General features: G+C 72.6%; 1 pseudogene. It reads right to left on the bottom strand.

Annotation, left to right across the window (positions count from 1 at the left end):
- Positions 1-217: 217 nt before the first annotated feature.
- Positions 218-318, bottom strand: a pseudogene (locus tag PUR71_RS27090) (glycerol acyltransferase); the annotation flags it as partial.

Raw genomic sequence — 318 nt, 5'->3', positions numbered from 1 at the left:
AGCAGCTGCCGACCGCCACGCCCAGTGCCGCCACCGGCGGCCAGCAGCAGGGCGTCGACGTGCCGCCGCTCATCCCGGGCCTGCTGCCCGGACTGCGGATCCTCGGCGGCTGACGCACCGGGTCGGCACACGACGGCCGAGGGCCCGGCGGGGCGAACCCGCCGGGCCCTCGGCCGTCGGCCGAGCCAGAAGAACGCCGAGCTGGAACAACGCCGAGCTAGAAGAACACCGAGCGCCGCTGCACCAGCAGCTTGTAGAGCGTGTGCTGGATGGTCTCCCGCACCTCGTCCGCCAGGTCGAAGACCAGCATCGGATCGT

Source organism: Streptomyces sp. SP17BM10 (assembly GCF_036322405.1).
Taxonomy (GTDB): domain Bacteria; phylum Actinomycetota; class Actinomycetes; order Streptomycetales; family Streptomycetaceae; genus Kitasatospora.
This window is presented reverse-complemented; position numbering and strand designations above follow the sequence as displayed.